Source organism: Aporhodopirellula sallentina SM41 (genome assembly GCF_000346505.1).
GTDB lineage: Bacteria > Planctomycetota > Planctomycetia > Pirellulales > Pirellulaceae > Rhodopirellula > Rhodopirellula sallentina.
Genome location: NZ_ANOH01000035.1, coordinates 1 through 1,564, shown reverse-complemented (window position 1 = coordinate 1,564; position 1,564 = coordinate 1). Strand labels below are relative to the sequence as shown.

The 1,564-nt window shown below is 56.7% G+C and carries 1 protein-coding gene; it reads right to left on the bottom strand.

All coding sequences use genetic code 11. The features are described from left to right. Positions 1–139: 139 nt before the first annotated feature. Positions 140–1,414: an outer membrane protein assembly factor BamB family protein gene (locus RSSM_RS01665; protein ID WP_008673811.1), complete on the bottom strand. Its 1,275-nt coding sequence runs from the start codon at positions 1,412–1,414 to the stop codon at positions 140–142. Between the last annotated feature and the right edge of the window lie 150 nt (positions 1,415–1,564).

Here is a 1,564-nt window from a genome sequence, read left to right as displayed (position 1 = left end):
CTAAGTCATTCTTGCAAACGCTCTCGTAGTTTAGGTCAGCTCTCTTTTCGGGGAGAGGGGCTTGTCAATGATCCTCGTGCAGCAGGATCTTTCACTAAATCCGTTGCCGCCCACCCAAAAACCAAGCGGCCTCGGAATACTAATCAAGGTCGATCGCGAGTAGTTCGCATTCGGTGGGGGACAGGTTTCGCCGGCAATACAGCGTGCCATCGGCGAGTGCAGGAAACGCACGGTAGGTTCCCGGAGGGAGATCGAAATTCGCCAGCGATCGGAATTGGTCAGGGTCTGCGGCGACTAACTCCAGTCGTCCGTCAACATGTTGGGCGAGGATCTTGTTGTTGACTCCGAGAAGATGGGCGGTGCCGAAATCAGGGCGACTCCATGCAATCACGCCGTCGGACCATCGGACGCATCGCAGTTCGCCTGTGCCGAAGTCTTCGCGTCCCGTGATCGCATACAGTTGCTGATCTACGAGCACAGGAGTCACATATTGGCTACTGATAACATCATTGGTGTCCCAGATGTTTTTGAGCGACCGTGCCGTCAAATCGAGCATCCGGCATCCAATCCCATACGAGGCTGTCAGCAAGAGTTTGCCCTCGTGTTCGATCGGTGTGGCGGCGTTAACGGTGGGGCCTCTTTTGCCGAATGCGAACGTGTTGATGACTTTGCCGGACTCTGGATCGATGATCGCCGTTTGCAGGCGCAGCACCGCAACGGCCCGAGTCTGATTGTCAATCTCGACGCGAATTGGGGAGGCATAGGCGGCTTCCTGATCGAGCGTTTTCCAGAGGGTTTTACCCGTTGTTGCGTCGACGCCAACGAGTCCCGCTGCGTCGCTACCGCCCACAGGAGTAATGAGAACGTTGTCGATCAAGAGAGGAGAACTGCCGGCGCCAAAGTAGCCGTCGTCTGCATCGTATTCGCTCCGCAGTTGGCGTGACCAAAGAGTCGATCCGTCATTCGTTGCGATTGCACTCAGGTCGCCTGCGGCTCCGTATACAAAGACTCGATCTCCGGATACCAACGGAACGCAGCGGGGGCCTCGATCGGCGTCAACGCCACCGCGGTAGACGGCCTCAAACCGAGCTTGCCAAACTCTCGTGCCGTCGTTTGAGTTGAGGCAGTCGAGTCGTTCTTCGTTGCCTTCGCGGTGCCATAGATAGACTTTGTTATTCGAGACAGCGGCGCCCGCATATCCGGCTCCGCACTTCACTTTCCACCGTATGGTCGGAGTGTTTTGCCAAGCCTGAAGTTTCTCGTTAACGGCTTTACCGTTTCGATCGGGGCCGAGAATTTCCGGCCAGTCTCCCGCATGTCCACTGTGCGGACGCGATGCGATTGCGAAGAAGGCAAGCGTGATGGTGAACACACAACAAAGAAGGTTGCGGATGTTCTGCCGGAGCGGTTTCATGCCGATGGCCGAAAGGACGGGGGAGGTTCAGGCGACAGAGATGCGGCCGCATTGTAGCAGCGACACGCTGGGGATCAGCAGGCTCAGGCTCGACTCAGATCCGGTATCGATCATTGCAATCCAAGCCGGTGTGGAGATTTGGATTGCAGT

Coding starts and splice junctions, on each gene's coding strand:
- RSSM_RS01665 (WP_008673811.1), bottom strand. CDS start 1,414: ATGAAACCGCTCCGGCAGAACATCCGCAACCTTCTTTGTTGTGTGTTC.